This is a genomic window from Cupriavidus pauculus (assembly GCF_008693385.1).
In the GTDB taxonomy this organism is placed as follows: domain Bacteria; phylum Pseudomonadota; class Gammaproteobacteria; order Burkholderiales; family Burkholderiaceae; genus Cupriavidus; species Cupriavidus pauculus_D.
Genome location: NZ_CP044067.1, coordinates 1663602 through 1684283 on the forward strand (window position 1 = coordinate 1663602; position 20682 = coordinate 1684283).

At 67.1% G+C, this 20682-nt stretch carries 19 protein-coding genes; 6 read left to right on the top strand and 13 right to left on the bottom strand.

Translation table 11 applies throughout. The features are described 5' to 3' along the window. Positions 1-13 precede the first annotated feature (13 nt). The 10 genes from flgK to flgB all read right to left on the bottom strand — a co-directional run bounded on the left by flgK (position 14) and on the right by flgB (position 9528). Positions 14-1927: a flagellar hook-associated protein FlgK gene (gene flgK, locus FOB72_RS25765; protein ID WP_150375568.1), complete on the bottom strand. Its 1914-nt coding sequence runs from the start codon at positions 1925-1927 to the stop codon at positions 14-16. Between the two features lie 255 nt (positions 1928-2182). After that, on the bottom strand, positions 2183-3196 hold the full coding sequence (flgJ, locus tag FOB72_RS25770) for a flagellar assembly peptidoglycan hydrolase FlgJ (RefSeq protein ID WP_150375570.1): 1014 nt from the start codon (positions 3194-3196) through the stop codon (positions 2183-2185). Next, entirely contained in the window at positions 3196-4278 is a 1083-nt protein-coding gene (locus FOB72_RS25775) for a flagellar basal body P-ring protein FlgI (RefSeq protein WP_223851800.1), read from the bottom strand. The genes flgJ and FOB72_RS25775 overlap by 1 nt, the downstream gene beginning before the upstream one ends. A gap of 88 nt (positions 4279-4366) precedes the next feature. Continuing rightward, positions 4367-5071 (bottom strand): flagellar basal body L-ring protein FlgH, encoded by a 705-nt coding sequence (flgH, locus tag FOB72_RS25780; protein ID WP_150375574.1) that lies wholly within the window; start codon positions 5069-5071, stop codon positions 4367-4369. 5 nt (positions 5072-5076) lie between these two features. Continuing rightward, positions 5077-5862 carry a flagellar basal-body rod protein FlgG gene (flgG, locus tag FOB72_RS25785; RefSeq protein WP_109585456.1) on the bottom strand — a complete coding sequence of 262 codons (786 nt, stop codon included), beginning with the start codon at positions 5860-5862 and terminating at the stop codon, positions 5077-5079. Positions 5863-5908: 46 nt separating this feature from the next. Beyond that, complete coding sequence (flgF, locus tag FOB72_RS25790) at positions 5909-6652, bottom strand: flagellar basal-body rod protein FlgF (RefSeq protein ID WP_150375576.1); 744 nt, start codon at positions 6650-6652, stop codon at positions 5909-5911. A gap of 19 nt (positions 6653-6671) precedes the next feature. Beyond that, positions 6672-7907: a flagellar hook protein FlgE gene (gene flgE / locus FOB72_RS25795; protein WP_150375578.1), complete on the bottom strand. Its 1236-nt coding sequence runs from the start codon at positions 7905-7907 to the stop codon at positions 6672-6674. A 77-nt stretch (positions 7908-7984) separates the two neighbouring features. Further along, positions 7985-8650 (bottom strand): flagellar hook assembly protein FlgD, encoded by a 666-nt coding sequence (locus FOB72_RS25800; RefSeq protein ID WP_150375580.1) that lies wholly within the window; start codon positions 8648-8650, stop codon positions 7985-7987. Between the two features lie 39 nt (positions 8651-8689). After that, entirely contained in the window at positions 8690-9097 is a 408-nt protein-coding gene (gene flgC / locus FOB72_RS25805) for a flagellar basal body rod protein FlgC (protein WP_109585452.1), read from the bottom strand. Between the two features lie 23 nt (positions 9098-9120). Further along, positions 9121-9528 (bottom strand): flagellar basal body rod protein FlgB, encoded by a 408-nt coding sequence (gene flgB / locus FOB72_RS25810; protein ID WP_150375582.1) that lies wholly within the window; start codon positions 9526-9528, stop codon positions 9121-9123. Positions 9529-9797: 269 nt separating this feature from the next. Here flgB and flgA point away from each other — a divergent pair, with 269 nt between their 5' ends. The 6 genes from flgA to FOB72_RS25840 all read left to right on the top strand — a co-directional run bounded on the left by flgA (position 9798) and on the right by FOB72_RS25840 (position 18540). Further along, positions 9798-10541 carry a flagellar basal body P-ring formation chaperone FlgA gene (flgA, locus tag FOB72_RS25815; protein WP_150375584.1) on the top strand — a complete coding sequence of 248 codons (744 nt, stop codon included), beginning with the start codon at positions 9798-9800 and terminating at the stop codon, positions 10539-10541. A gap of 200 nt (positions 10542-10741) precedes the next feature. After that, positions 10742-11062 carry a flagellar biosynthesis anti-sigma factor FlgM gene (gene flgM, locus FOB72_RS25820; protein WP_109585449.1) on the top strand — a complete coding sequence of 107 codons (321 nt, stop codon included), beginning with the start codon at positions 10742-10744 and terminating at the stop codon, positions 11060-11062. 1 nt (position 11063) lies between these two features. Beyond that, the gene (locus tag FOB72_RS25825; protein ID WP_150375586.1) at positions 11064-11528 is read left to right on the top strand and encodes a flagella synthesis protein FlgN; all 465 of its coding nucleotides are present in this window, start codon (positions 11064-11066) and stop codon (positions 11526-11528) included. 90 nt (positions 11529-11618) lie between these two features. After that, a complete protein-coding gene (locus FOB72_RS25830; protein ID WP_150375588.1) occupies positions 11619-16775 on the top strand; it encodes an ATP-binding sensor histidine kinase in 5157 nt (1718 codons plus the stop codon). Between the two features lie 62 nt (positions 16776-16837). After that, positions 16838-17545, top strand: coding sequence for a response regulator transcription factor (locus tag FOB72_RS25835; protein ID WP_150375590.1), 708 nt, complete (start codon positions 16838-16840; stop codon positions 17543-17545). A 128-nt stretch (positions 17546-17673) separates the two neighbouring features. Then, positions 17674-18540 carry a sensor histidine kinase gene (locus FOB72_RS25840; protein WP_150375592.1) on the top strand — a complete coding sequence of 289 codons (867 nt, stop codon included), beginning with the start codon at positions 17674-17676 and terminating at the stop codon, positions 18538-18540. 7 nt (positions 18541-18547) lie between these two features. Here the strand turns inward: FOB72_RS25840 and FOB72_RS25845 are convergent, their stop codons facing one another. The 3 genes from FOB72_RS25845 to FOB72_RS25855 form a co-directional block, all read right to left on the bottom strand. After that, on the bottom strand, positions 18548-18922 hold the full coding sequence (locus FOB72_RS25845) for a flagellar protein FlhE (RefSeq protein WP_150377421.1): 375 nt from the start codon (positions 18920-18922) through the stop codon (positions 18548-18550). A 92-nt stretch (positions 18923-19014) separates the two neighbouring features. Beyond that, a complete protein-coding gene (locus FOB72_RS25850) occupies positions 19015-19731 on the bottom strand; it encodes an RNA polymerase sigma factor FliA (RefSeq protein WP_150375594.1) in 717 nt (238 codons plus the stop codon). A gap of 135 nt (positions 19732-19866) precedes the next feature. Then, positions 19867-20682 carry a MinD/ParA family protein gene (locus FOB72_RS25855; RefSeq protein ID WP_223851574.1) on the bottom strand — a complete coding sequence of 272 codons (816 nt, stop codon included), beginning with the start codon at positions 20680-20682 and terminating at the stop codon, positions 19867-19869.

The window sequence follows — 20682 nt, forward strand, 5'->3', positions numbered from 1 at the left end:
TTGGGTTCTGTCGTCAGGCAATGCTGATGAGCGTGTCGAAGATCGTGCTGGCCGTCTGGATCACGCGCGCATTGGCCTGGTACAGCTGCTGGAACTGCAGCATGTTGACCGTTTCTTCGTCCATGTTCACGCCGGACACCGATTGCTGCGCGTTGTAGATCTGCGTGGTCACGCTGTCTTGCGACGTGGACTGGATCTTGACCGACTGCGCCTTGCTGCCGACGTCGTTCACGAGCTGCGCGTAGGCATCGTTGAAGCTCGCCACGCCGTTGATCGTCTTGGCCGTCTGCAGCTTGGCCAGCGCGAGCATGTTGCCGTTGTCGGACACCGCGCCCGAGTTGTTCGACAGCGTGATCTTGTCGCCGTTGCTCGGCGTGCCGCTGAAGCTGAACGTCATGCCGTTGATCGTGTAGTCGACGTTCGCGCCGTTGGGCGTCGGGGTCGGCTGCGGCGCCAGCGGCGTACCGGCGGCATCGGTGAACGTGTAGCTCGACGTCGCGCTGCTCCACGTGGCCGTGATCTTGCTGGCGAACGGCGTGAAACCTTGCGCGACGTTGGTCAGCTTGGCAGCCGCGTTGCCCACGTTGGTCGTGGTGGCATCGGCACGCGCCGGCGACGCGGCGGCAACCTTGGCCGGGTCGCTGATCAGCACGTCGAAGCTCGAGCCCGCGTTGCGGGTCGGCTGGATCTCGAACGAGTCGTTGGCGGCCATGCCGGCGCCCACGTTGATGCTGACGCCGTCCGCGGTGAGCGTCATCGGCGCGGGACCGCCCGCGGTCGCCACGACCTTGTTGTCCGACTTGCGCAGCAGCGAGTAGTTGGTGCCGTCGAACTTCAGCGTGTAGTCGCTGGTCGTCAGCGCGCCCGCGTTCGTGATCTGCGCGGACACCGTCGCGGTGCCCGTATTGCCCTGCTTGCCGTAGACGGTCGGGCCGCCGATCGCGAACATGTCGGTGCCCACGGCACCGTTCAGGTCGAGACCGAGCTTGTGCTGGTCGTTGAACGTCTGGCCCAGCGCGATCGAGATGCGGCCGATCGCGTTCTGCGCGCCGTCCAGCGAATCGCTGCGGAACTGGAGCAGGCCGCCGAGCGAACCGCCGTTGATCGCGCCTTCATCGGCTTCCTGCACGGAGCCATTGGGCAGCGTGAAGGCGATTTCCGTACGGCTGCCGTCGGAAGCGGACTGCACGGCCTTGAGGTTGTACGAATCGGAACCCATCACCAGCGGCTGGCCGTTGGCGGTGAGGATGTTGTACGAGGTACCGCCGTCCTGCACCACGACCTTGGCGCCGATGAGGCCGTTGAGCTGCTGGACGATCTGGTCGCGCTGGTCCAGCAGGTCGTTGGGCGGCTGACCGCCGGCCTGCGCGCTCATGCGCGTGATCTCGGTGTTCAGCTTCGCGATCTGCGCGGTGTACGTATTGACCTGATCGACCGTGGTCGAGATCTGCTGGTTCACACCGTCCTGCAGTTGCTTGAAATAGCTGCTGGCGGACTTGATCTGGCCAGCCAGCGCCTGCGCGGCCGACAGCATGCCCTGACGCGTTGCCGGATCGGACGGCGTGTCCGACACCGCCTGCACCGAAGCGAAGAACTTCTGCATCAGCGGCGCGAGACCGCCCTTCTGGTCGGCGAGCAGATCGTCGATCTGGGAAATCTGGTCCGAGTACGTGGACAGCTGCGCGCTGGCGGACGTGGCGCCACGCAGCTGATTGGTCAGGAACGAATCGTAGACGCGCTGCACGGACAGCGTATTGGCGCCCTGGCCATAGAAGCCGGAGCCGCGCATCTGGCCACCGGCCGACGCGATGATCGTGTTCTGGCGCGTATAGCCGGACGTAGCGGCGTTCGCGAAGTTGTGGCCAGCCGTCGAGAGCGCGTTCTGCGCGACGTTGAGCCCCGAAAGACCGATATTGAAGAGAGACATTTGCTCTGACCCCGGATCAGTTGGCTACCTTCGGCACACGGCCGAGGGCGGTGAATGTGCTAGATAACGGCAGAAACCCGGCGGGACTTTAGCTTCGCATTCCATCCCGCTTCGTTCGGCTTTACTGGGCTTTTATTGGGTTTTATTACAGGTTAGAGACGCGTTCACCGAAGATACGGACGTGTTGAACCCCGCCCCGCGCGGAGCGAGGGACGGGCGGCACGCCATCGACGCGGGGGCCGCAGGCCGCCGAAACTACGTCGATACCTTCTTCATGATCCGCACAAGCTTCTCGCCATACGCCGGATCGGTGGCGTAGCCCGCGCGCTGCAGGCCATGCGCCGCCTCGTCGGCGTTGTTGGCGGCGACCACGCCCGCATAGCGCGGATTGGTCGTCAGCAGGCGCGCGTAGTCGGCGCATGCCTCGTCGTAGGAACCGTACGCACGGAAGCGAGCGCGAACTTTTTGCGGCTGCCCATCGACGTATTCCGTCGTCATGACTTCGGCCACCGGGCCGCGCCAGTTCGCGCCGGCCTTGATGCCGAACACGTTGAATGTGGTGCTGCCGTCGGCGTTCGTAATCTCGCGGCGGCCCCAGCCCGACTCGAGCGCGGCCTGGCCGACGATGAGCTTGGCCGGCACGCCGGTGGCGCGGGACGCCGCCATGGCCGGCGCGGCCATGCGGTTCACGAATTCGCTGATATGGGCCGGCGAGTCCTCGGGCAACTGGCCGAGCGCGGTCTGTCCGCCCTGCCACTCGCTGGCGGATTGATACTGCCGCACGCCCGTGCCCGGGCTCCACGAACCGCCCTGCACGACCGTGCCGACGGGCGGCGGCCCATCGGCGTCGGTGGCGCCACGGCTGTCGAGCATCGCGGCCAGTTGCGCGTTCTGCGCGCTGGCGGCGGCCTGCGCGCCCGTCACGCCGGGCATCGCCTGCGGTACCTGCACACCCGCGGCGCGCGCGAGCTGGCGGTACATCACGTCGGCGAGGCCGATGCCACGCGAGGACATCTGCTGGGAGAGCTGCTGGTCCATCATCGACATGTACAGCTTGGTCTGCTGGCTGTCGAACATGCCATCCTGCGGCGTGGCATCGCGCATGCTCTTGAGCACCATCTGCGTGAACACGGCTTCGAACTGCTTGGCCGCGTTCTTGAGTGTCTGCTCGTTGTTGCCGGCGCGCGCCTGGTTCTTCAGCGCCTCGAAGCCCTGCGTGTCAAGCGCGAAGCGCTGCGAAATGTCGCCAGCGGAGGTGTCCAGCGCCATCAGATGATCTCCAGTTCCGCGCGCAGCGCGCCCGATGCGCGCATCGCTTCCAGAATCGTCTGCAGGTCCGCGGGCGTCGCGCCGAGCGCGTTCAGGCCCTTGACCACGGCCGCGAGCGAAGCGCCCGCCTTGACGATCTGCAGCGAACCGCCACCTTGCTTGAGGTCGATCTGCGACACCGGCGCCACGACAGTCTGGCCGCCGCTGAACGGCGCGGGCTGGCTGATCACCGGCTGCGTGTTGATGACCACGGAGAGGTTGCCATGCGCGATCGCGCAGTCTTCCACCGTCACCGCCTGGTTCATCACGATGGAACCGGTCCGCGCGTTGAGGATAACCTTGGCGGGACCCCGTGCGCGCGTCACGTCGATGTTCTCGATGCGCGCGAGGAAGTTGACCCGCTCGGTGGGCGTCTGCGGCGTGCGCAGCTGCACCACGCGGCCATCGACGGCCTGTGCCACGCCGGGGCCCATCGTGCGGTTGATGGCCTCGATCACGCGCTCGGCCGTGCCGAAATCGGTGTCCTTGAGTTCGAGGTTCAGGTAGCCGCCTTCCGGCTGGAACGACGGCACCGCGCGCTCGACCACGCCACCGTTGGCGATGCGGCCGACCGCGAGCTGGTTGATCTGCACCTTGCTGCCATTGGCCGCGGCGCCGGCGCCGCCCACGAGCAGGTTGCCCTGTGCGATCGCGTAGACCTGGCCGTCGGCGCCCTTGAGCGGCGTCATGAGCAGCGTGCCGCCGCGCAGGCTCTTGGCGTTACCCATCGACGACACCACGACGTCGAGCTGGCTGCCCGGCTGCGCGAACGGCGGCAGCGTGGCGGTCACCATCACCGCGGCCACGTTCTTGAGCTGCATGTTGCGGCCGGCGGGCAGCGTCACGCCGAGCTGCGAGAGCATGTTGGTCAAGCTCTGCGTCGTGAACGGCGTCTGGGTGGTCTGGTCGCCCGTGTTGTCGAGGCCCACGACGAGGCCGTAGCCCACGAGCGGATTGTCTCGCACGCCCTGGAAGTTGACCAGGTTCTTCAGGCGCTCCGCGCGTGCGCTGCCCACGGTGGCGCCGAGCACGAGCGCGACCATCAGCGCGAAGATCAGCACGCTGATGAGCGAAGCTACGAGAGACGCCCGAACGTTCGGATGAGTATTCGAAGGCGAAAGCATGGCGGGATCAGTACGGTAAGACATTGAGGAAGAAGCGCTGGAGCCAGCCCATGTTCTGCACTTCGTCGATGTACCCCTTGGCGGTGTACTCGATGCGCGCATCGGCCACCTGCGTGGACGGTACGGCGTTGTCGCCGGTAATCGTGCGCGGATTCACCACGCCCGAGAACCGGATGAATTCCGCGCCCTGGTTGATGGCCATCTGCTTCTCGCCGGATACCACCAGGTTGCCGTTCGGCAGCACTTCCAGCACGGTCACGGTAATGGTGCCGTTGAACGTGTTCGCGGCCGATGCACCGCCGCTGGCCTTCATCCCGTTGGCGCCGCTGATGTCCGCGTTCTGGGACGAGCTGAACAGCCCGCCGAACGCCCTGGGCACCGCGTTGAAGGCAAGATTGGTGTTGCCGGTACGGCTTGCGTTGGTTCCCGATGCCTTGGTGGCGTTGACGTTCTCGTTGATCACGATCGTCAGGATGTCGCCAACGTTGCGCGGACGGCGATCCTCGAACAGCGGGTTGCCCGCGTACGACGCCTGGAAGATGGAGCCGGACGGCGAGATCACGTTGCGCTGTTCCGCGCGCGCGGTGGTCGGCAGCTGGACGAGCGGCTCCTTGGGAATCAGCGCGCAGCCACCGGTGGCCAGCACGGCGATGCCGGTCAGGCAATACAGCGCGATCGTGCCCATGCGGGACACCTGGGTGGCTTGACTCATCACTGTCATCCCATCTGGGTCAGGCGCTGCAGCATCTGGTCAGACGTCTGCACGGCCTTGCTGTTGATCTCGTAAGCGCGCTGGGTCTGGATCATGCTGACCAGTTCTTCCACCACGTTCACGTTGGACGATTCCACGTAGCCGCCCTGCAGCGTGCCGGCGCCATTCAGGCCGGGCACGGACGTGTTGGGCGCGCCCGAGGCGTCGGTCTGCGCGTACAGGTTCTCGCCCAGGCTTTCGAGGCCGGTCGGGTTCGGGAACGTGGCGAGCTGGATCTGGCCGACGTTGACGGCGTTGGTCTGGCCCGGCGTGGTCACGGTCACCGTGCCGTCGCGTGCGATGGACAGCGACGTGTAGTTGGCCGGCAGCGTGATGGCCGGGTTCAGCACGAAGCCGCTCGACGTGGTCAGCTGGCCGTTCGGGTCCACCTGGAACGAACCGTCACGCGTGTACGACGTGGTGCCGTCGGGCATCGTCACCTGGAAGAAGCCCTGGCCGATGATCGCGACGTCGCGCGAGTTGCCGGTTTGCTGCGGGTTGCCCTGCGTGTGGATGCGCTCCGTGGCAACGGGACGCACACCGGTACCGAGTTGCAGGCCCGAAGGCAGCACGGTCTGGTCGGACGACAGCGCTCCGGGCTGGCGGATCGTCTGGTACATCAGTTCCTCGAACACCGCGCGGCTGCGCTTGAAGCCCGTGGTCGACACGTTGGCCAGGTTGTTCGAGATCACGTCCATCTGCGTCTGCTGCGCATCGAGACCGGTCTTGGCAATCCAAAGAGAGCGGATCATGTTGTTCCTTCTGTATCTGCTGTGAGCGTGACGGGTGCTGCGCGCTTCAGTTGTTGCCCAGCAACGCGTTCGCGCGCTGGTCGTTCGAATCCACGCCGGAGATCATCTTCATCTGCATCTCGAAACGGCGGGCGTTGGCGATCATGTCCACCATCGCTTCCACGGGATTCACGTTGCTGCCTTCCAGCGCGCCCGAAATGACTTTCACGCTCGGGTCAGCCTGCAGCGGCTCCGCGCCCTGGCGCAGACGGAACAGGCCGTCGTCGCCACGCGCGAGCGAATCTGGGGGCGCATTGACCACACGAATGCGGCCAAGCTGCGCGAGGCCGTTGGGCTGGTCGCCCGGGCCACGCGCCACCACGCTGCCATCGTTGCCGATGGTCAGCTGTGCGTTCTGCGGTACCGCCATCGGACCGCCTTCGCCGAGCACCTGCAGGCCCGTGGAGGTCTGCAGCTGGCCGTCGGCCGACACCTGCAGCGAACCGGCACGCGTATAGGCTTCGGTGCCGTCCGGCAGTTGCACTGCCAGCCAGCCGTTGCCGGTGAACGCGAGGTCCAGGTCGCGGCCCGTGTAGGTCAGCGGGCCCGCCTTCATGTCCGCGCCCGGCGTGGACGCCAGCGTGAACGAGCGGGTCTGCGTTTCCTGCCCCACCACCGGCACCGCGCGATACATGTTGATCTGCGCGCGGAAGGCCGGCGTGGAAGCGTTGGCCAGGTTGTTCGATACCGCGGCCTGCTGGTCGAGTATCTGCTTGGCGCCCGACAGGGCGGTATAGATCAGGCGGTCCATGGCGGTCCGTCAGCGCGCGTCAGATGTTCACCAGGGTCTGCAGGACCGTGTCCTGCGCCTTGATGGTCTGTGCGTTCGCCTGGTAGTTACGTTGCGCGACGATCAGGTTCACCAGTTCGCCCGAAAGGTCCACGTTGGATTGCTCCACCGCGTTCGACTGCAGCGTGCCCATCGAACCGCCGGCCGAGCCGAGCAGTTCCGGACCCGACGCGCCGGTCGAGGACCACACGTTGTTGCCTTCCGGCTTCAGGCCTTCGGCGTTGGCGAATGCGGCCAGCGCGATGGTGCCCAGCGAACGGGTCTGCTCGTTCGAGTACGAACCGAGGATCGTGCCGTCTTCCTGCACGCTGAAGCCGAGCAGCGAGCCCGATGCGAAACCGTTCTGCACGATCGACTTCGGATCGTTGTCGGCGCCGAACTGCGTGGTGCCGGTCAGGTTCAGCGTCATGTTCATCGCGGCGGCGCCATTGCCGGCCGGCAGCGTCAGCGCCGGGTTCGCGGGCGTCGTGGACTGCATCACGCCGGCGTTGTCGAACGACAGCGTCACGGGCGTGCCGCCCACGATATTGCCGTTGGCGTCCAGCACGCGCATGGTCCAGTCGGTACCGCCGGCGACCGTCGGGGCCGCGCCCGACTTCGAGAAGTAGGCGGTCAGCTGCACCTTGTTGCCGAGCGAGTCGTACGCGGTGATCGGCGTGGTGTAGTTGTACATGGATTTGGTCGGCAGCACGGCCGGTGCGGGCGGCGCGGCCGGCGTCGTGGCGAACGCGGTGGTCGGCACGGTGCTGCGCGAGTCCAGCTGGAACTGCGCGGTGATCTGCGTGGTGGCCTGCGGCGGCAGCTGGGCGTTGCTGATCGTGATCGGCTGCGGTACGCCCGTGGTCTGGCCGGCGGCGTAACCCGTCACCTGCAGGCCGCTCGCGTTGACCAGACGGCCGTCCGGCAGCTGCTGCAGCTGGCCGTTGCGCGAGTAATACACCTGACCTTGTTCGTTGACGAGGCGGAAGAAGCCGTTGCCGTTGCTGATGGCCGTGTCGAGGTTCCGCCCCGATGCGGCGATGTTGCCGTTACCGAACGACTGCACCACCGAGTTCACGCGCACGCCCAGGCCGATCTTCGAGCCTGCGTAGACGTCGGCGAACTGCGCCGTGGAAGCCTTGAAGCCAACGGTGTTCGCGTTGGCGATGTTGTTACCGATCACGTCCAGGTTGGACGCCGCGGCGTTCAGACCGCTTACCCCTTGACCAAAACCCATGACTTTCCCCTTTTAAGGCTGTCTTTCGATATTTGCCCGCACTCGTATGCGGACCGGGTGAAGAATTCGAATCCGACTTACGAGATGCGGCGCACGTCGTCGACGTTGGCCGTGGTACCGTCTTCGAGGTTGACCAGCACGCCGGTGCTGTCGCCACTGATGCCCTGCACCTTGCCGGTAACGAGCGCGACGGGACCGACGTCCTTGCCCGCGGCCGTGGCCGTGACCTTGAACTTGTAGTCGCCATCGGGCACCGCGCCGCCCTGGTCGTTCTTGCCGTCCCAGGCGATGTCGTGCACGCCCGCGGTCTGGCCCTTCATGTCGATCGTGCGAACGACGTTGCCGTTCGCGTCCAGCACCTGCACCTGCACCGCATCGGCCGTGCTCGGGATGTCCATGGCGATCTTGCCCGGCACGCCCGCGTCCACCGACACGGCGCTGCCCGGAACCAGCACGGTACGGCCGATCAGGTTCGCGGAGTCCATCGCGCGGCTGGCCGCGGTCTGCGACAGCAGCGCGTTCAGCGTGGAGTTCACGTTCTGGAGACCGCTCACGGTGGAGATCTGCGCGAGCTGCGAAGTCAGCTGCGAGTTGTCCATCGGGTTGAGCGGGTCCTGGTTGTTCAGCTGCGTGACCAGCATCTTCAGAAAGTTGTTCTGGATGTCGGACGCGCTTGCACTGCCCCCCGCGAGGGCGCTGTTCAGGGCGGAGTTGTCGTTGCTGACGCTCGAGGTCGAAGTCATTGTGGTTTCCGGCTAGTCCTGGAGAGAATTTCGTTCACATCACTGACCGATGGTCAGTGTCTTGAGCATCATGGTCTTCGCGGTGTTGAGCACTTCGACGTTGGCCTGATACGAACGCGAGGCGGAGATCATGTTCACCATCTCTTCCACCGGGTTCACGTTCGGCATCGTCACGTATCCGTTGGCGTCAGCCAGCGGATGCGCGGGGTTGTGGACCTTCCGCGCCGGCGATGGGTCTTCCATCACGCCCTCCACCTGCACGCCGCCCACGTCGGTCTGCCCCGGCGTCGGCGCCATGCCGAAGATGACCTGCTTGGCGCGGTACGGCTGGCCGTTCGGTGCAACGGCACTGTCCGCGTTGGCGAGGTTGGACGCCGTCACGTTCATGCGTTGCGACTGGGCCGCCATCGCGGAACCCGATACGTCGAAAATGCTCATCGAAGGCATGGTCTGGCTCCTTGGCTTCGTCTTTAGCTCTGGATTGCCGCAAGCATCGTCTTGATCTTGCCGCTGACCACCGTGAGGCCCATCTCGTAGTGCACGGTGTTGTCCGCGAACGCCACGCGCTCGGTATCCATTTCCACGGTGTTGCCGTCGATGCTCGACTGCAGCGGAATGCGGTACTGCAGGTCGTCGTCGTTCGACGCGGCCGCCTGTGCAGGCAGATGACGCGTCTGCGTGGTCGACAGCGACAGGCCTTCGTTGCGCTTGCCGCGTTCCACGGATTCGCTCAGCTTGCTCGCGAAATCGAAGTCGCGCGCCTTGTAGCCCGGCGTATCCGCGTGGGCGATGTTGGAAGCAATCACCGATTGCCGCTGGCTACGGAGGCTCAGCGCATCCTGCTGGAAGCGCAATGCCGCATCGAGTCTGTCGATCATGTCTGTCTGCCTTTCCTGCTAATGGGGCTTCTTCAGGGTTGCCATCTTAGGTGCCGGGTTGTCGAGCCAATCGTCCGAATAGGGATGGGAAATCCGCGCAATTCGCGCCGCGCTCTCGCGCGAGGCTGCCTACAATGGGCTCCACTGACTGGCATGCCGTTCGCGCCCGCCATCAGGCCGCACGGCGCTTTCACGGGGCGCCGCACGGCCCGCCCGCGCAACCGTTGCCATGTCGAGTTGTTTTTTCCCATCCTTGCTGGATGTCGCTCATGACTCGTTTCCAACAGGCCGCCCGGCTGCTAGCACTGGCCGGGCTCGCCTTGTCGTTCCTCCCGCCCGCGCAGGCCGCGCCGGCGCAGGTCACGCCGGTTCAGGTTGCACCGGCCGTCAACCCTTTTCCGGAAGATCCCGTTCGCGCCGCGGTCGAGCAGTTCCTGCTGCGCCAGGCCATCGGCCTGCCCGGCAAGGTCAGCGTGCAGGTGATTCCGCCATCGGGCGGCCGTGCGCCCGACTGCGTGGCGCCGGACCCGTTCCTGCCCGCGGGCTCCGCGCCGTGGGGCCGCGTCAATGTCGGCGTGCGCTGCGGCGGCGACCGTCCATGGACGCGCTATATCCAGGCACGGGTGTCCGTGCTGACTGATTACTACGTGGCCGCGCGCGCGATGGCGCCGGGCGAGCCCATCGATGTGGCGGACCTCGAACTGCGCCAGGGCGATCTGGCCGCGCTGCCGCGCGCGGTGGTCACCGATCCGTCGCAGGTAGCGGGCGCCGTGGCGGCCAACCGTATCGCCGCGGGTTCGCCGATGCGGACCGATCTGATGAAGAAGGCGATTGCGGTCCGCTCCGGCCAGACCGTGACCGTGGCGGTGGAAGGCGATGCGTTCCAGCTCACGAGCGAAGGCAAGGTGCTGGCGGATGCCGCGCCGGGCACGTCTGTACAGGTGCGCCTGCGCAACGGTCAGGTCGTGAGCGGGATGGTCCGCAACGCTGATACGGTCGTTTTGCAGCAGTGACCGTTCTAACGAATTTGTACGAAGAAGGCTGAAGTAGCTGTTGGGATCCCCGATGTTGGGACGGCGTTGGAGGGGCGTGCGAGAATGCCGGGACCTCTCCCCCAAAAAGTGTGGGAAAGCGTACGTTCAGGCACATCGAACCCCTAAAGTTTGGGGATCGGCCGTCCGTTAAGTCAGAGGAAACCAGCAAGGAACACCCCGTGAAGATCAATCAATCCACCACGACCAGGCCGGCGGACAACGCTGCCGGCGATGCTGCCCGTCCGGCGGCCGCCGCGGCAACCCCGCAGGATCCGGCCGCGCTGAGCGGCGTGCGCGTGAGCCCGCTGGCCGCGCAAGTGCGCGAGATCGGCAATCGCCTGGTCAACGACACCGACGACGATATCGATACCGCCAAGGTCGAGGAGATCCGCCAGGCCATCGCCGAAGGCCGGATCAAGATCGATCCCAGCAAGATCGCCGACGGGTTGCTCGCGTCTCTGCGTGAGCTCGCCCAGGGCGACACTCAACAACCTAGCTGACATGACCCAAGAAGCCCTGATCCAGACACTGAAGCGTGAATCCAATGCCATCCTGGCATTTGGCCGTGCCCTCGCCGAAGAGCGGGACGCACTGAAGCGTAATGATTTCCAGGCACTGAGCGAACTGCTCAGCCGGAAAGTGGAACTGGCTCAGGCACTCACGCGCGAGACTGCCGCGCGTGAGGCGCAGATGATCGCGCTGGGTCTGCGCGTGGGTCCCGGCGGCCTGCTGATCGGCCGCCCGGTCGATCCGGCCGTGACCGACGCATGGCGCAAGATCGTGTTCTTCGCGCACAAGGCGAAGGAATCGAACGAGGTCAACGGCGCGATCGTCAACGCGCACCTCGAGTTCACGCAGGAAGCCATCCAGGTCCTGCGCAACGGCGGCGCCGATCCCAACGAGATGTACGGCCGCGACGGCAAGTCGCAGAACGCGGCCGCGGGCGTACAGCTCGCGGCGGGTTAAGCCGTCTCTCGGCTGTCCGCTCCGGACGGGAGCGCGCGGGTGTCGTAGGTGGCGCGGCTATAATGCGCAGACTGCACGCGGCCTGCGCCCATGATCGATCTTTCCAGCCGAAGCTTCATCGAGTTGTATCGCGGCACGCCGCGCCTCGAGCGCGCCGCGGCTGCGCGGGCGCCGTCCCTGCTGGTGGCGGGACGTGGCGACCGGGCGCTGGACGCATTGCAGCGCGAGTATGCGTTGCGCGATCAGCTCGACGAGCGCTGGGCCGTGCTGCCGCGCGCGCTCGTGCCTTATGGCGACACCACGGTGCTGGTGCTCGCGGACCCCGGTGGTGAGCCGCTGGCCCTTGCGGCCGCGCGGCTACTGCCGGATCAACTCTCCCTTGCGATTCGACTCGTGACGTGCATCGCCGCCATGCATGCGGCGGGGCTCGTGCATTGCGCGCTCACGCCCGGGCGGTTCCTGGCCGTTGGTGGCGACGCCGATGCGCCGGTACGCGTGACGGGCTTCGGGGCAGCCGTCCGCCACGATGGCGATGGTGGCCGCGGCGTGCAGGCGAATGGCGACGGGAAGGCGGAAGCGAAGCCGGAAGAGGAATGGGACGATCGGGCGCTGCGCTACATGGCGCCGGAGCTGTCGGGCCGCATGAACATCCGCATCGATGCGCGGGCGGATCTCTACGCCCTCGGATGCATCCTCCATGAACTGTTCGTCGGCGCCCCGCCGTTCGACTACCCCGATACCGCCGCATGTGTGCATGCACACGCGACGCAACGGCCCGCGCCGCTCCATGCGGTTGCCCAGCATGTCCCCGAGCCGCTATCGCGCATCGTCATGAAGCTGCTCGAGAAGGCCCCCGACCAGCGCTATGCGAACGCCATGGAGCTGCTCTCGGACCTGCGCCAGTGCGACACGCTGCGACGCCGGCACGGCGATATTCCGCCGGTCACGTTCGATCGCCAGGCCGCGCTGCAACGGCTGCGCCACGCCGAACGCGTCTTCGGCCGCGAGCAGGAAGCGGCGACACTGATGGACGCCTACGCGGATGTCGCGGCACATGGGCGTATGCGCGTGGTCTGGATCTCCGGCGACGCGGGCATCGGCAAATCCGCGTTGCTCAACGAGACCGCCACGCGCCTGCGCCGCATCTACACACCGCTGCTTGCCAGCGTCAAGAGCGAAGAAGGCCGGCGGGGTGCGCCCTACGGCCTCCTCGTGCGAGCCCTCGAACCATTGCTCCAGTTCGTGCTCGGCTGTCCCGACGACGAGTATGCCGCGTGGCGCGAACGCATTCGCCAGGCCACGGCGCCGGTCGGCCGTACGCTGGCTACCCTGCTGCCCGCGCTGACCGTCGTGCTGGGCCCGATGCCCGATGCGCTCGACGCGCCGGACGGATCGCCGCTGATCGAGCGCGAACGCGTGCAGCAGGGTATCGCCCGGCTCCTCGCTTGCTTTGCCACGCGCGCGCGGCCGCTGGTCCTGCTGCTCGACGACCTGCAATGGGCCGACGTGGGCACGCTGCAGGTACTCGAACGGCTCGTGCAGCATCCCACGGCCATGCCGCTGCTGCTTGTCGGCGCCTTTCGAGCGCGGGAGGTCGGCGCCGAGCATCTGTTGCGCAATGGCGTGCTGGCCAACTACGGTGTGCGCGTCGCGCTCGGCCCGCTGCATCCACCCGCGCTGCTCGCGTGGCTTGCGAGCGCGTTGCGGTATGACGCGCGTGACGCAACGGAAGATGCGATGGACGATGCCGGCAATCTGGCATCGCTGAGCGAGGAGATCGGCCGCAAGACCGAACACAATCCGTTCTACGTGCTGCAGCTGCTGCGCCTGCTGGCCGACGACGGACTGCTGACGTTCGACGAGGCATCGGCCAGCTGGCGCTGGCAGCTCGATCGGATCGTCACGCACCCAGGCATCGGCACCGTCCTGGAACTGCTCGCGCATCGGCTCGAGCAAATGCCGACCAGCGCGCAGGGCATGCTGCGTCTGCTGGCCTGCCTGGGCGATCGCGCATCGACGGAGACGATCGCCATCGCCGCGAATCTGGATGCCGCCGCCACGCAGCGCGCGATGCGCATCGCGGCCGAGGCCGGCGCGATCCACCGCGATGGCAGCGACTGGGTGTTCGCGCACGACCGTATCCGCGAAGCGGCCTACGCCTCGATCCCGCTCGAGGCCCGCGCGCCCTGGCATCTGCGCATCGCGCGACGGCTGCTCGCCCATCCCGTCTCGCAGGCCGACGTCTTCTCGATGGCGACGCAGGTCGGTCTCGCACGATCCGTCGTGGACGATCCCGACGAACGCCGCGCATTCGCGCGGCTCAACATCGATGCGGGCCTGCACGCGAAAGCCGCCACGGCCCACCATTCGGCGCTCGCATTCTTCCGCACGGCACTCGCCTTTCTGGGCGAAGACGACGCGAGCGAGGACGGCTTGACCGCGCGCATGCTGTGCGGCGAAGCAGAATTCATGACCGGTGCGCTCGCGGCCGCGGAGGCACGGTTGTCCGCGCTCGAAGCCGCGGCCGGCGACGGCGTATTCGGCGCCGGCCTCGCGCGCCTGCGCGTGGCGCTGTACACGACGCTCGGCGCGTACGAGATGGCCCTGTGCGTCGGCCAGGCGTTTCTCGCGCGCGCCGGCATTCACCTGCCGCCGCAGGCTGCCGACGACGACGTCGCGCGCGAACATGCCCAGTTGCGCGGCTGGCTCGACCGGCACGGCATCCATGGACTGCGCGCGCTGCCTGTGGCCACCGACCCGCTACGGCATGCGCTGACCGATATCGTCGCCGACCTGGTTCCCGCCGCGTTGTTCACGGACCAACGCATGTTCGACCTGTTGCTGCTGCGTGGCGTCAACCTCGCCATCGCCTACGGACACTGCGACGGATCGGCGTACGTCTACGTCTGCATGAACATGATCGTCGGCATGCGCTACGACGACTACGCAGCCTCGCGCGCATTCGGCGAACTTGCGCTGCACCTGGTCGACGAGCGCCGCCTCGAGCGCTATCGCGGTCGCGTGTACATGGCATTCGGCGCGCTCGTCGTGCCGTGGATCATGCCCGCCCGCGCCGGATGCCATTACATCCGCCGCGCGTACGACATCACAGTGGAAAGCGGCGACCATACGTTCGCGGTGTACTGCACGCGCAACGAGGCCAGCGTCATGCTGTTCGCGGGCGATGCGCTCGACGACGTCCGCGCGACGGTCGTGCGCGGACTCGCAATCGCGCGCGACGCGAACTTCCAGCTCGTGGTGAACTCGCTGCTCGCGCAATGGGCCCTGCTCGGCCGCTTGCAGGACGCGGTCACGAACGAGGAACCGCTGCCGCCCGAACCGCCCATGGACCAGCCCGCCACGCTCGTCGACTGCGCGTACTGGGTCCATCGGCTACAGGTCGGCCTGCTGTTCGGCGACCTCGATGACGCCCTTGCCGCACGCATCCGCGCGGAAGCGTGCGGCGATGCCGCGCGTGCGTTCGTCGAGACGGGCGACCTGCCCTTCTATGGCGCGCTGGCGTTGCTCGCATTGCCTTTCCGCCATCCGGATCAGGAAGCGGCGCTGGAGCGCCATATCGCCGACCTGTCCCGCTGGGCGCACGCATGCCCGGACAATTTCACCGCGCGCAAGGAGCTCGTCAGCGCGCAGCTCTCGCGCCTGCAGGGCCGGCCCGGCGATGCCAGCGACGCCTATGCGCGCGCCGTGCAGCACGCGCGCCGGCACGGCTTCACGCAAGTGGAAGCGCTGGCGGCGGAACTCGCCGCGGACTTTCATGCGCACCGTGGCGACGAGATTGCCGCGCACGCCTATCTGCGCCACGCGCGCGGCGCATGGGAGCGCTGGGGCGCCACAGCGAAGGTACGTCAGCTGGAGATGCGCCATCCGGGGCTGTTCGATACCGACACGGGCACGCCGGGCGCGGGCCGCCTGCGCGAACTCGACGTCCAGGCGGTGCTGCGCATCTCCACCGCGCTGGCGAGCAATATCGTTCCCGCGCGGCTCGTCGATACGCTGATGCAGACGGCACTGGAAAGCGCGGGTGCCGAACAGGGCGTGCTCGTGCTCGTGCGCGACGGCGTGTGGCAGGTTCCCGCGCGCGCGCAAGTGGTCGATGGCGCGATCGTCGTCACGCAGGAACCCGCCGTGCTGGGGTTCGACGTGCTGCCGGTATCGATCGTGCAGGCCGTCGCGCGGACCCACGAACGCCTCGTCATCGACGACGTGCGCGATGCCAACGCGCATGCGTCCACGTATGCGCAGGACGCGTACCTCCGCCGCCATCAGCCCCGCTCGATCCTGTGCGTGCCGCTGATGCGCTACGCGACGCTCGTCGGCGTGCTGTATCTGGAGAACAACCTCGCGGCCAACGTCTTCACCGCGGCCAAGGCCGGCGTGCTCGAGGTCATCGCGTCGCAGGCGGCATTCGCGCTCGAGAACGCGCGGCTCTACGAGGCCCTGTTCGAGCAGAACGCGCAACGCACGCGGGCCGAGGCGCAGTTGCGCACGGCGCTCGACGAGCTCGAGCGCGCCAGCCGGCTCCGCGCGATGGGCGAACTCGTGGCATCCATCGTGCACGAGGTGGGACAGCCGCTGGCCGCCGTGAGCACCTCCGCCAGCGCGGCGCTGCGGTGGCTCGACCACGATCCACCCGATATCGTCGAGACGCGCCAGATGCTCGCGCATATCGGTGCGAGCGCGACACGCGCCAACGCCGTCTTCCAGAACCTGCGCGCGAAATCGCGCACGACGGCGCCCCATTTCGAGCCCATCGACCTCGGCGACGCCCTGCATGAGGCCATCACCTTCGTCGCGCGCCCGCTCGAAGCGCTCGGTGTCCTGCTGAGCCTGCATATCCCGGAGCCGCCCCTGACCGTGCATGGCGACCGCATCCAGCTCCAGCAGGTGGCCATCAACCTCCTGATGAACGGCGCCGAATCGATGGCCGGCATCCCCCGCGATGCCCGGCGGCTCTCGCTCACCTGCGTGTCCGGCACCGATGCCCGCGGCGACGCGGTCGTGCGCATCATCGTGGAGGACAGCGGGTGCGGCATCGACCCTGCCATCGCGGACCGCCTGCTCGAGCCGTTGTTCACGACCAAGCAGAATGGCATGGGCATGGGACTCGCCATCGTCAACTCGATCGTCGATGCGCACGGCGGCCTGCTCGCCTTCGTGCCGCGCGAGCACGGCGGCACGCGCGCGACGGTCTCGCTGCCCAGGCAACGGCCCGCACACCTGACGTGACCGCCGGGCGCGCTTTCTGATACCGTTGCCACTCACACCCTCACGCATTGATTCCTCTCACCATGACCCACGCACCGTCGCCCCGCCCCGCGGGGAGCATCACCCGCCGCACGGGCGGCGCGGCCGGTACGCCTGAAAAGGCGGAGGCCCGGGTAGCCTATATCGTCGATGACGACGAGCTCGTGCGCGGCGCGCTAAGCAGCCTGCTGCGATCGATCCACCTGGAAGTGCGCGCGTACGGCTCCGTCGAGGAGTTCCTGGCCGCGCCGCGCCATCCGGACGCGCCATCCTGCCTCGTGCTCGACGTGCGGCTGCGCGGACAAAGTGGACTTGCATTTCAGAAGTCACTGGCCGACAGCGGCGAATCGCATATGCCGATCGTCTTCATGACCGCCCACGGCGACATCGCGATGAGCGTCAAGGCGATGAAGGCCGGGGCCGTGGACTTCCTGGCCAAGCCCTTCCGCGACCAGGACATGATCGATGCCGTGGTATCGGCGATCGAACGCGATGCGGCGCGCCTCGAGGTCGAGCGCTCGCTCAAGGACCTGCGCGCGGGCTGGGAATCGCTGACCCCGCGCGAGCGCGAGGTGCTGGAACTCGTGGCGAAGGGACTGATGAACAAGCAGATTGCCGACGTCATGGGCATCGCGCTGATTACGGCCAAGCTTCATCGCGGGCAAGCCATGCGCAAGATGGACGCCTGCTCGGTGGCCGATCTCATGCACAAGATGCAGTTGCTCGGTCTGGGGTTCCGACCTCCCGCCTAGCGCCCTCACACTTTGGTAAGGGGTCTCCGAACCCTCGTTTGCTGGTGCGTCGCCGCGTCCCGTGGTGTCATCGCTACCGTGCCGATTGATCCATCCGATTGATCCGTTTACGGCACGAGGAGACCATCATGACATTCCATCCGGACCTGCCGGGCATGATCCTGGCCGCGCTGGCTGGCCTGGGCGTGCTCGCCGCGATGCATGCATTCGTCCAGCACATGGCGATCGTGCGGCTCGCCAAGGCCATCGAAGCGCACGGCGGCGAGGGCAGCCCGCCCGTGCTGCCCGATACGGGCGTGACCGCCGTGGCCAGGCTCGCGCGCGCGATCAACGGCTGCCGCACGCGCAATGCGCAGCGCGAGACCGAACTGCTCGAGGTGCTGGCCGCTTACGCGCATGACCTGCGTACCCCGCTTCAGCGCATGCGGCTGCGCTGCGATCTGCTCGATGACGAGGACATGCACCGCGCGATGACGCGCGATCTGATCGAGATGCGCGACCTCGTGGAGGCCAGCCTCGCCTGCGCGCGGCTGCGCCGCAGCACCACCGAACCGATGCGCCGCGTGGATGCCGACGGCCTGATCGTCCGCCTCGTCGAGGACTATCGCGATACGGGCCGCGTCGTCGAACTGCATGGCCGCGTCGGCAAACCCGTGATCACGTGCCCGCACGCGCTGCGGCGTGTGCTCGTGAACCTCATCGACAACGCGCTGCACTACGGCAGTCACGTAAGGCTGTGCGTGCGCGTGAACGCGCGAGGCCTGGAGTTTGCCGTCCAGGATTCGGGGCCGGGCATCGCGCCCGCGGAAATGGAAGCGGTGTTTGCCGCGTGGTATCGCGCGCCGGCGACGGCCACACGCGTGCCGGGCACGGGGCTGGGCCTCGCGATCGCGCGCAGACTGGCGCTGGCGATGCGTGGCGACCTGCAACTCGAGAACCGCCACGCCGGCGGTCTCGAGGCACGACTGACGCTGCCGTTAGGACAGCTCGAATGACGCTGGATCAGCGGTAGTTGACCGTGACCTCGTTGCTGCGCCCCTGCAGCGCCGGCAGGATGCCCTGTCCGGGGACGCGAAAGGCAAACACGAACCCTTTCGCCGCATCGTCGCCGCGGAATGCATCGGTCTTCCCTTCGGGCGAAGACAGCAGCACGCATCGCTCGGCATTGCAGAGATACGCTTGCAGATCGACCGGCGGCACACGCACGAAGCTGTAGCGCCATCGCACCGACGTGATCACGCCCTCCGATTGCGGCATCATGCCACTAGGCTGGATCGGCGCCGACAGCGTGCGCTGTCCGCGGCCGGTGATGGTCGGGCCGACGACGGACGCATTCCACGCGTGGCGCGATCCGAGTTCGAGCGTGGTGCGGGTCATGCCGTCGGGCGGGGCGGCAAGCGCGCCAGCCGAGGCTGCCGCGGCCAGCACGGCCGCGCAAAGAAGCGCGGGTGCAGGAGCCGGCCGCCGCATCACAGCAGGCCGCGCAGCTGGTTGCGCAGGCGCGTAATGGCCTGGCTGCGGATCTGGCAGACCCGCGACTCGGTCACCTCGAGCACGGCGCCGATCTCGCGCAGGTTCAGTTCCTGGTCGTAGCACAGCGACAGCACAAGCTTCTCGCGCTCCGGCAGCTTCTCGATCGCGCGAATGAGCGCCTCGCGCATGCCGCTTTCCATCAGCACCGTGAGCGGATTCGCATCGTCGGTCACGCCGAGATGCCGGTCGAGAAAATCTTCCTCGCCCGATCGCTCGAAGTCTTCGTAGTGCAGCAGCTGGCAGCCGTACACCTCGTTGAGCAGTTGCTGATATTCCTCGAGCGGCAATTCCATTTCGGCAGCCACTTCGGAATCCACGGGCGTGCGGCCGAGCTTCTGCTCGAGGCTTCGCTGCGTGCGTTCGATGCGGCGCGTGAACTGCCGCAGGCTGCGCGACTGCCAGTCGTTCGCGCGCACCTCGTCGAGCATCGCGCCACGAATGCGCTGGCTCGCGTAGGTTTCGAAACGCGCGCCATGGTTGTCTTCGTAGCGCTTGGCCGCATCGAGCAGGCCGATCATGCCGGCCTGGATCAGGTCGTCGATCTGAACGCTGGCCGGGAGCTTGGCCGCCAGTTGCAACGCGATGCGTCGCACCAGAGGCGCATGTGTCTTGACCACGTCTGCCTGTTCGAGCTTTCCCTGAATCGTGTACATGGTGGAACTCTCGGTTAATGCTGGTTACTCTGCCGGCGCCTCGTTGTTCGAAGTACCGGCTGGCTTTTGGTCGGTCTTGTTCTTGTCGACTTCTTTCTTGACTACTTGTTGACTGCTTGTTGACTGCTGTCGTACTTACGCGGGCATGGCGGCAGCCATGCTTCGCGATGCTGCCGCGTCCGCGCGCAGGGGCCAGCCATTGACGGCGCCGGCCATGCGACGCAACGCCGTGGTGGCCGCGGCGGCCGGAAAGGCCTCCACCACGCAGCGTCCGAGGTGCAGGCCGCGCACGACCAGCGGATCGACTGGCAACGCGCCCGCACTGCTCGCTTCCACACCGAGGTACTGGCCCGCCGTGCGCGCCAGGTTCCCGGTGATTGCCGCGACGGCCGCTTCGCTGGTCGCCATGTTGACGACCAGATGGAAGCGCCGGCACGCATAAAGATGGTGCAGCCGCTTGATGCACGCATAAGCGGCCGTGATCGATGTGGCACCGGGCCGCATCACGATCACGAAGTTATGGGCCGCGCCCGCCAGCGGCGACAGCGAACCGTCCTGCATGGCGCGCGCGTCGATGACTACCGTGCGCACGTCGGGCAGTGCCCGGCCATCGAACCCGACGCCGGCCGCCACGCTGCCCGCCGGTAACACGGCCAGTCCGCTCGCGGGGCGTGTGCCCAGCGCTTCGGCCAGCGCCGTACGTCCGGCAAGCACGTCGGCGAGCGACGCGTGGGGCGTGGCCCCGGCCAGCCGCGTGGCGCGCGCGCCGTGCCGGTCTTCATCGACGAGCAGCACACGCTCGCCCTGGAGCGAGAGCGCGTTCGACAAGCCGAGCGCGACCGTTGTCGCACCCGCGCCGGGTTCGCTGGCCACGACCGCGATGCGCCGCGTCACGCGCGGTGCCAGCATGCGGCGCAGGCTTTCGGCCTGATCGGAACCGAGGATGGACAA

What these genes read in the sequence shown, in the direction of transcription:
- flgK (WP_150375568.1), bottom strand. Translation starts at nt 1,927, where the DNA reads ATGTCTCTCTTCAATATCGGTCTTTCGGGGCTCAACGTCGCGCAGAAC.
- flgJ (WP_150375570.1), bottom strand. Translation starts at nt 3,196, where the DNA reads ATGGCGCTGGACACCTCCGCTGGCGACATTTCGCAGCGCTTCGCGCTT.
- FOB72_RS25775 (WP_223851800.1), bottom strand. Translation starts at nt 4,278, where the DNA reads ATGGTCGCGCTCGTGCTCGGCGCCACCGTGGGCAGCGCACGCGCGGAG.
- flgH (WP_150375574.1), bottom strand. Translation starts at nt 5,071, where the DNA reads ATGAGTCAAGCCACCCAGGTGTCCCGCATGGGCACGATCGCGCTGTAT.
- flgG (WP_109585456.1), bottom strand. Translation starts at nt 5,862, where the DNA reads ATGATCCGCTCTCTTTGGATTGCCAAGACCGGTCTCGATGCGCAGCAG.
- flgF (WP_150375576.1), bottom strand. Translation starts at nt 6,652, where the DNA reads ATGGACCGCCTGATCTATACCGCCCTGTCGGGCGCCAAGCAGATACTC.
- flgE (WP_150375578.1), bottom strand. Translation starts at nt 7,907, where the DNA reads ATGGGTTTTGGTCAAGGGGTAAGCGGTCTGAACGCCGCGGCGTCCAAC.
- FOB72_RS25800 (WP_150375580.1), bottom strand. Translation starts at nt 8,650, where the DNA reads ATGACTTCGACCTCGAGCGTCAGCAACGACAACTCCGCCCTGAACAGC.
- flgC (WP_109585452.1), bottom strand. Translation starts at nt 9,097, where the DNA reads ATGCCTTCGATGAGCATTTTCGACGTATCGGGTTCCGCGATGGCGGCC.
- flgB (WP_150375582.1), bottom strand. Translation starts at nt 9,528, where the DNA reads ATGATCGACAGACTCGATGCGGCATTGCGCTTCCAGCAGGATGCGCTG.
- flgA (WP_150375584.1), top strand. Translation starts at nt 9,798, where the DNA reads ATGACTCGTTTCCAACAGGCCGCCCGGCTGCTAGCACTGGCCGGGCTC.
- FOB72_RS25825 (WP_150375586.1), top strand. Translation starts at nt 11,064, where the DNA reads ATGACCCAAGAAGCCCTGATCCAGACACTGAAGCGTGAATCCAATGCC.
- FOB72_RS25830 (WP_150375588.1), top strand. Translation starts at nt 11,619, where the DNA reads ATGATCGATCTTTCCAGCCGAAGCTTCATCGAGTTGTATCGCGGCACG.
- FOB72_RS25835 (WP_150375590.1), top strand. Translation starts at nt 16,838, where the DNA reads ATGACCCACGCACCGTCGCCCCGCCCCGCGGGGAGCATCACCCGCCGC.
- FOB72_RS25840 (WP_150375592.1), top strand. Translation starts at nt 17,674, where the DNA reads ATGACATTCCATCCGGACCTGCCGGGCATGATCCTGGCCGCGCTGGCT.
- FOB72_RS25845 (WP_150377421.1), bottom strand. Translation starts at nt 18,922, where the DNA reads ATGACCCGCACCACGCTCGAACTCGGATCGCGCCACGCGTGGAATGCG.
- FOB72_RS25850 (WP_150375594.1), bottom strand. Translation starts at nt 19,731, where the DNA reads ATGTACACGATTCAGGGAAAGCTCGAACAGGCAGACGTGGTCAAGACA.